Origin of the sequence: Photobacterium sp. OFAV2-7 (assembly GCF_022347985.1) — a bacterium.
GTDB lineage: Bacteria > Pseudomonadota > Gammaproteobacteria > Enterobacterales > Vibrionaceae > Photobacterium.
This window is the reverse complement of record NZ_JAKRFQ010000245.1, coordinates 1-6,107: the sequence shown is the minus strand read 5'-3', so window position 1 is coordinate 6,107 and position 6,107 is coordinate 1. Positions and strand designations below refer to the sequence as shown.

General features: G+C 45.8%; 8 protein-coding genes. 3 read left to right on the top strand and 5 right to left on the bottom strand.

The genetic code is table 11. The features are described 5' to 3' along the window. The 5 genes from MHN01_RS13550 to thrS all read right to left on the bottom strand — a co-directional run. Positions 1–183, bottom strand: a 183-nt coding sequence (locus tag MHN01_RS13550) for a hypothetical protein (protein ID WP_239411828.1), incomplete at its 3' end; no start/stop codon positions are given. Between the two features lie 15 nt (positions 184–198). Then, positions 199–552: a 50S ribosomal protein L20 gene (gene rplT / locus MHN01_RS13545; protein ID WP_007469869.1), complete on the bottom strand. Its 354-nt coding sequence runs from the start codon at positions 550–552 to the stop codon at positions 199–201. Positions 553–593: 41 nt separating this feature from the next. Continuing rightward, positions 594–788: a 50S ribosomal protein L35 gene (gene rpmI, locus MHN01_RS13540; protein WP_007469870.1), complete on the bottom strand. Its 195-nt coding sequence runs from the start codon at positions 786–788 to the stop codon at positions 594–596. Between the two features lie 97 nt (positions 789–885). Continuing rightward, a complete protein-coding gene (infC, locus tag MHN01_RS13535; RefSeq protein WP_239411829.1) occupies positions 886–1,437 on the bottom strand; it encodes a translation initiation factor IF-3 in 552 nt (183 codons plus the stop codon). A gap of 3 nt (positions 1,438–1,440) precedes the next feature. After that, complete coding sequence (gene thrS, locus MHN01_RS13530) at positions 1,441–3,372, bottom strand: threonine--tRNA ligase (RefSeq protein WP_239411827.1); 1,932 nt, start codon at positions 3,370–3,372, stop codon at positions 1,441–1,443. Positions 3,373–3,781: 409 nt separating this feature from the next. Between thrS and ompV the strand changes: the two genes are divergently transcribed. The 3 genes from ompV to MHN01_RS13515 form a co-directional block, all read left to right on the top strand. Next, positions 3,782–4,555: an outer membrane protein OmpV gene (gene ompV, locus MHN01_RS13525; RefSeq protein ID WP_239411826.1), complete on the top strand. Its 774-nt coding sequence runs from the start codon at positions 3,782–3,784 to the stop codon at positions 4,553–4,555. A gap of 189 nt (positions 4,556–4,744) precedes the next feature. Further along, on the top strand, positions 4,745–5,449 hold the full coding sequence (gene hutC / locus MHN01_RS13520) for a histidine utilization repressor (RefSeq protein WP_239411825.1): 705 nt from the start codon (positions 4,745–4,747) through the stop codon (positions 5,447–5,449). Between the two features lie 306 nt (positions 5,450–5,755). Continuing rightward, the coding region (locus MHN01_RS13515; protein WP_239411824.1) for an amidohydrolase family protein at positions 5,756–6,107 on the top strand (352 nt) is incomplete at its 3' end.

Below are 6,107 nucleotides of genomic sequence, written 5' to 3'. Positions count from 1 at the left end.
ATTACAAAGCCAGCAATACATTTTTTGCCCTACCAGGGTGACAGGAATCAATAAGAGAGTAGAGCTTTGAGCTTTGAGCTTTGAGCTTTGAGCTTTGAACTTAAAGGCAAGCAAGAAGAAGAGAGATGAAGTAATAGGAAAGCCAAAAAGAAAAAAGGAGAGCCTAAGCTCTCCTTTTCCCATCAAACTGGACTGAAATTACAGTGCAGCTTTTGCTTTTTCAACTAGTACTGTGAAAGTAGCTTTGTCGAATACAGCGATGTCAGCAAGGATCTTACGATCGATCTCGATAGATGCTTTCTTAAGACCATTGATGAAGCGGCTGTAAGACATACCGTTCTGACGAGCAGCAGCGTTGATACGTGCAATCCATAGTTGACGGAAAGTACGTTTCTTGTTGCGACGGTCACGGTAAGCGTACTGACCAGCTTTAGTTACTGCTTGGAAAGCTACGCGGTAAACACGTGAACGTGCACCGTAGTAACCTTTAGCTTGTTTAAGAACTTTCTTGTGACGTGCACGTGCTTGTACACCACGTTTTACGCGAGGCATAGGAGACTCCTAACTAAATTAAAATATAAAACTAAAAACTATTAAGCGAACGGAAGCATACGTGCAACTGCTGCAACTTCACATGCTGGAAGAATCGCATTTGGACGAAGCTGACGCTTGTTCTTAGTAGTACGTTTAGTAAGGATGTGACGCTTAGTCGCGTGCTTAAACTTAAAGCCACCAGCAGTTTTCTTGAAACGCTTAGCAGCACCTTTGTTGGATTTCATCTTAGGCATGATGAGACTCCGCATTGTTGATAGTTAATAACATAGTAATCAGGCGAACAAAAAGCGCTGCGGTTAAGCAGCGCTTTGTGCTACTTGAATGCCGTAATTACTTCTTCTTAGGGGCAAGCATCATCGTCATTTGACGACCTTCAACTCGATTAGGGAAGCTCTCTACAACCGCTAGGTCAGCTAGTTCTTCCTTAATACGATTTAGAAGGTCAATACCCAGACTCTGGTGGGCCATTTCACGACCGCGGAAACGCAGTGTGACCTTACCCTTGTTGCCCTCTTCTAAAAAGCGAGTCAGGTTGCGCAGTTTTACCTGATAATCGCCTTCGTCTGTACCAGGACGGAATTTAACTTCCTTAACCTGGATTTGTTTCTGCTTTTTCTTTTGCTCTTTAGCAGCCTTGCTCTTTTCGAACAGGTACTTGCCATAGTCCATCACACGACAAACTGGTGGCTCGGCATTAGGGCTGATTTCAACTAGATCTACACCAGCTTCATGAGCAGCATTCATTGCTTCTTCGATAGAAACAACACCAATTGACTCACCATCAATACCAGTCAAGCGCACTTCACGAACACCTCGGATCTCTCCGTTCAGACGATGTGCATTTTGTTTAACTGGTGCTTGGGTTCTTCTTCCGCCTTTAATACCTTATTCCTCCACAAAATTGAGCTTGCGACTGCTAATATCTTCCTGCAAGTATGCAACAAGATCGTCAATCTTAAATTTACCCAAATCTTTACCCTTGCGAGTACGAACTGCAATCTCACCTGCTTCGACTTCTTTGTCTCCGCAAACAAGCATGTAAGGCACTCGCTTCAAAGTATGTTCGCGAATTTTAAAGCCAATCTTCTCATTTCTCAAGTCCGCATTGACTCTAATTCCACTTTTTTGCAGTTTTTCTACTACTTCTTGTACATATTCTGACTGGCTGTCAGTAATATTCATCACAACAGCTTGTTGAGGCGCCAACCAAGTTGGGAAGAAGCCTGCGTATTCTTCAATCAGAATACCAATGAAACGCTCTAGTGAACCAAGAATAGCACGGTGGATCATAACCGGAGTGTGACGTTCGTTATCTTCACCCACGTATGTCGCACCAAGACGCTCAGGCAGAGCAAAGTCTAGCTGAACAGTACCACACTGCCAGGCACGATCTAGGCAGTCATGCAGGGTAAACTCGATCTTAGGACCGTAGAATGCACCTTCGCCTTCCTGAATCTCGTATGGAATATCCATTGACTCAAGGGCCAGCTTCAGGTCAGACTCAGCTCTATCCCACATTTCATCAGAACCTACACGCTTTTCAGGGCGAGTAGATAGCTTAACAACAATGTTGTCGAAGCCAAATGTCTGATACGTATCATAAACCATCTTAATACAAGATGTAACTTCTTCTTGTACCTGAGCTTCTGTACAGAAGACGTGAGCATCATCCTGAGTAAAGCCGCGTACACGCATGATACCGTGCAGCGCACCCGATGGCTCGTTACGGTGACATGAACCGAACTCGGCCATACGCAATGGCAGATCACGGTAAGACTTCAGGCCTTGGTTGAAGATCTGAACATGACCTGGGCAGTTCATTGGCTTGATAGCGTACTCACGGTTCTCAGAAGAGGTGGTGAACATCGCATCAGCATATTTATCCCAGTGACCAGAGCGTTCCCAAAGCACGCGGTCCATCATTAGCGGACCTTTCACTTCCTGATAACCGTACTCAGTCAGCTTCTGACGAATAAAGACTTCAAGCTCACGGAAGATAGTCCAGCCATTGTGATGCCAGAACACCATACCCGGCGCTTCTTGCTGCATGTGGAATAGATCTAGCTGCTTACCGATTTTACGGTGGTCACGCTTTGCTGCTTCTTCCAGACGAGTCAGGTGCGCTTTCAGAGCTTTCTTATCATGGAAAGCAGTACCGTAGATGCGCTGAAGCATCTTGTTGTCGCTGTCACCACGCCAGTATGCACCAGCAACGTTCAGCAGAGTAAAGTGCTGACAGAAACCCATGTGCGGTACGTGCGGGCCACGACACATATCGATGTATTCTTCGTGGTGGTACAGGCCAGGACGATCATCACGAGAAACGTTCTCGTCAAGGATCTCAACTTTGTACGGTTCTTCACGTGATTCAAACGTATCACGTGCTTCCTGCCAGCTTACCTTTTTCTTGATAACTTGGTATTTGGTCTTCGCCAGTTCTTTCATACGCTTTTCAATCTTTTCAAGATCTTCTTGCGTAAGTGACTCGTCAAGGTCGATATCGTAGTAGAAACCGTTGTCGATGGTTGGACCAATCGCCATTTTCGCTTGTGGATAAAGCTGCTTCAGCGCGTGGCCAAGAAGGTGAGCACAAGAGTGGCGAACGATTTCCAGACCATCTACTTCATCTTTTGCAGTGATGATTTCAAGGCTGGCATCTTCTTCGATAAGGTCACACGCATCTACGCGGTTACCGTTAACGCGGCCAGCAATAGTTGCTTTCGCAAGACCAGGACCGATCGATTGCGCGACTTCAAAAGTAGAAACTGGGTTGTCAAATTGACGCTGACTGCCGTCAGGAAGAGTAATTACAGGCATGTAAGTATCCTTTCACAGTGGTCTTGCACACCAAGCAAGACATGTTGAATTTATTTAAGCTCGATAAAGCTTAGATGAATGAGTGAAAGCTTCTGAACCAGTACCGCAATACAGAGCAGCACGGAGATCAGAAACGAAGCTGGAACTATATCAAACGCTTGTGACCGATTGCAAAGGCGCAGTCAAAATTAATTGCTTTATCAGCAAATAAACGCAATTAACGTTAACAACGCTTGCCTTTCCCTTCTCAATAACACTAAAAGCACTTTTGTACTCGTTTGTAACACGTGCGGACATTTCCGGACAAAGCACCAATAGTCGATGCCCTTCTTGTTTTGTACAGTGTACACAACCTAATCAATAACACTGATTCAAAGACATAGAGTCAGTAACATATCGAGACTTATCCATGAAAAAGCTAGCACTGTTCATCACCGCATCACTCCTATCCTCCCAGGCGCTTGCAGGAGACACCTACATTCGCAATGGTAATATCTACACCAACGAGGGCTCAGGTTTTGTCGAGGCTGGCATTGTTAGCGGCAGCGAACTGTATAAAGATCAGGATAAAACAACAGCCGTAGTATTAAACGGCGGCTATCACGGTGAAGACTTCAACATTGACTTGAGTGGTATTAACTACCGTTTTATCGGCACTGACAATGATCTAGTCAATATGAGTGCTTATTTTACAGCAGGCGGTACCGGTTATGATGCTGATGATGCCGATGTGTTGAAAGGCATGAAGGACCGCAAGATGAGCGGCGATCTGGGCCTTAACGCTGACTTCCATCTTGGGCTGGGAACCGTATCCACATTCTTGCAGCACGATGTTACAGGTGCCTATAAAGGATTCATTGGCGGTGCAAAATACTTCCACGTAATGAACTTAGGAGTAGCCGATTTAGTACCATATGCGGGTGTTAGCTACTTGAGCAAAGACTTTGTCGACTATTACTATGGCGTTAAAGCCTCAGAGGCGACCTCGACCCGCAAAGCGTATACAGGTGATAGCGACTTTGCCTTCAATGTCGGATATAAGCTTGTGGTTCCTGTCACTGAGAGTATCGATATTACTCAAAGCACAGCCTATACCCGCCTTGGTTCTAAGATCTCGGACTCGCCGATTGTAGATAGTGCAAACCAATGGGTAGTTGGCGCGACCGTTGCCTATCACTTCTAACACTTGCTTTCATCAATAGGGAGTGGCGCCCTGCCCTTAGGCGCAGCTCCCTAACGACCTACCTCAGCGAAGACAAGAGTCAGCCGCTTTCTAATTCCTGGACGATTATTTCTTATCCTAATCAGAACTAACTTGAAATACCGCGGAAAAATTGCTTTCATTTGTATAGGCAATTATGGAACAGCAGCAATGGCTCAGTCACCGCGATACCTTCAAATAAAAAAATACCTCAATGACAAGATTCAATCACGCAGTTGGCCACCCGGTTACAAGATCCCAACAGAAATTGAGCTCTCGGAGCAGTTCTCCGTCAGCCGTATGACCGCAAACAAAGCGATTCGCGACTTGGTCAAGGATGGTTTCCTGGAGCGGACCCCTCGGCTCGGCACATTTGTCTGCCAGAAAAAAGCCGAATCGCCTCTGATGGAAATTCGCAATATAGCGGCAGAGGTGAAAAATCGTGGTCATGATTATGCCAATAAAGTGATCAACCAAACGACAGTAGAAGCCAATGATGACATAGCTTTGTGGCTCGGTGTTCGCCACGGAACCAGTGTCTACTTCACTCAGATAGTCCACTATGAAAATGACACCCCGATTCAGCTCGAAGAACGTTGGGTAAACCCCGATTTTGCCCCAGACTACATCGAGCAAGACTTTACACAACAGACCCCGAACGAGTACCTGGTGCAAACCTGCCCGCTTAGCGACATTGAACATACTGTTGAGGCCATTTTGCCGGCCAAACGCGTATCGGATCTGTTGATGATGGCTTCGGGGGCACCCTGCCTGCTGCTCAATCGACGGACCTGGAGTGATAAGAACTTGATCAGCACCGCGCTTCTCTATCACCCGGGAGACAAATATAAACTAAGCTCGAGAAGCCAGGTATAGCACTGCCAGCCTCAACCGATAGCAAGCTAGGGGATTAATACTTTATTATCAAACCCCTAGCTGGTTTTATCCCCAGTTAAACAGCAAAAACCAAAAAGCCTTCCGACTCATCCAACCTCTTCACCACAGCTATACAATACAACGTTCCAGAGAAGTACGTCTTTCCCGATCAATCACCAGTTTTTTACTCACTGTCAGCCAATAATTACAATTCCGATCACATTTTCTTTACATACCATCTTGAGTTTATCTCGATAATTGTCTATTTATTTGTATATACATAATCAACATTGAAGATAAACGTCCATGGATCGAGTACTGACGAATCTAAAAATGGTCACCATGCAGCCAGAAGCTGGTTACCAAATCATAGAGAACGGCATGATTGGCATCCGAGAAGGCAAAATCATGTTTGCCGGTCATGCTGACCATGAAGATTTGCATGGCCACCCTGATGTTATCGACTGCCATGGCGCACTCGTTACTCCGGGATTGATCGATTGTCATACTCACCTGATTTTCGCCGGCAACCGCGCCAACGAATTCGAACAGCGTCTCAACGGCGTTCCTTACGAAGAAATAGCCAAAGCCGGCGGCGATATTCTGTCGACAGTAAAGGCAACCCGCGAGGCTTCAGAAGACGAACTCTATGAACTGG

Bases quoted from the DNA above. Each gene is read 5' to 3' on its own strand.
- rplT (WP_007469869.1), bottom strand. From the start codon at position 552: ATGCCTCGCGTAAAACGTGGTGTACAAGCACGTGCACGTCACAAGAAA.
- rpmI (WP_007469870.1), bottom strand. From the start codon at position 788: ATGCCTAAGATGAAATCCAACAAAGGTGCTGCTAAGCGTTTCAAGAAA.
- thrS (WP_239411827.1), bottom strand. From the start codon at position 3,372: ATGCCTGTAATTACTCTTCCTGACGGCAGTCAGCGTCAATTTGACAAC.
- ompV (WP_239411826.1), top strand. From the start codon at position 3,782: ATGAAAAAGCTAGCACTGTTCATCACCGCATCACTCCTATCCTCCCAG.
- hutC (WP_239411825.1), top strand. From the start codon at position 4,745: ATGGCTCAGTCACCGCGATACCTTCAAATAAAAAAATACCTCAATGAC.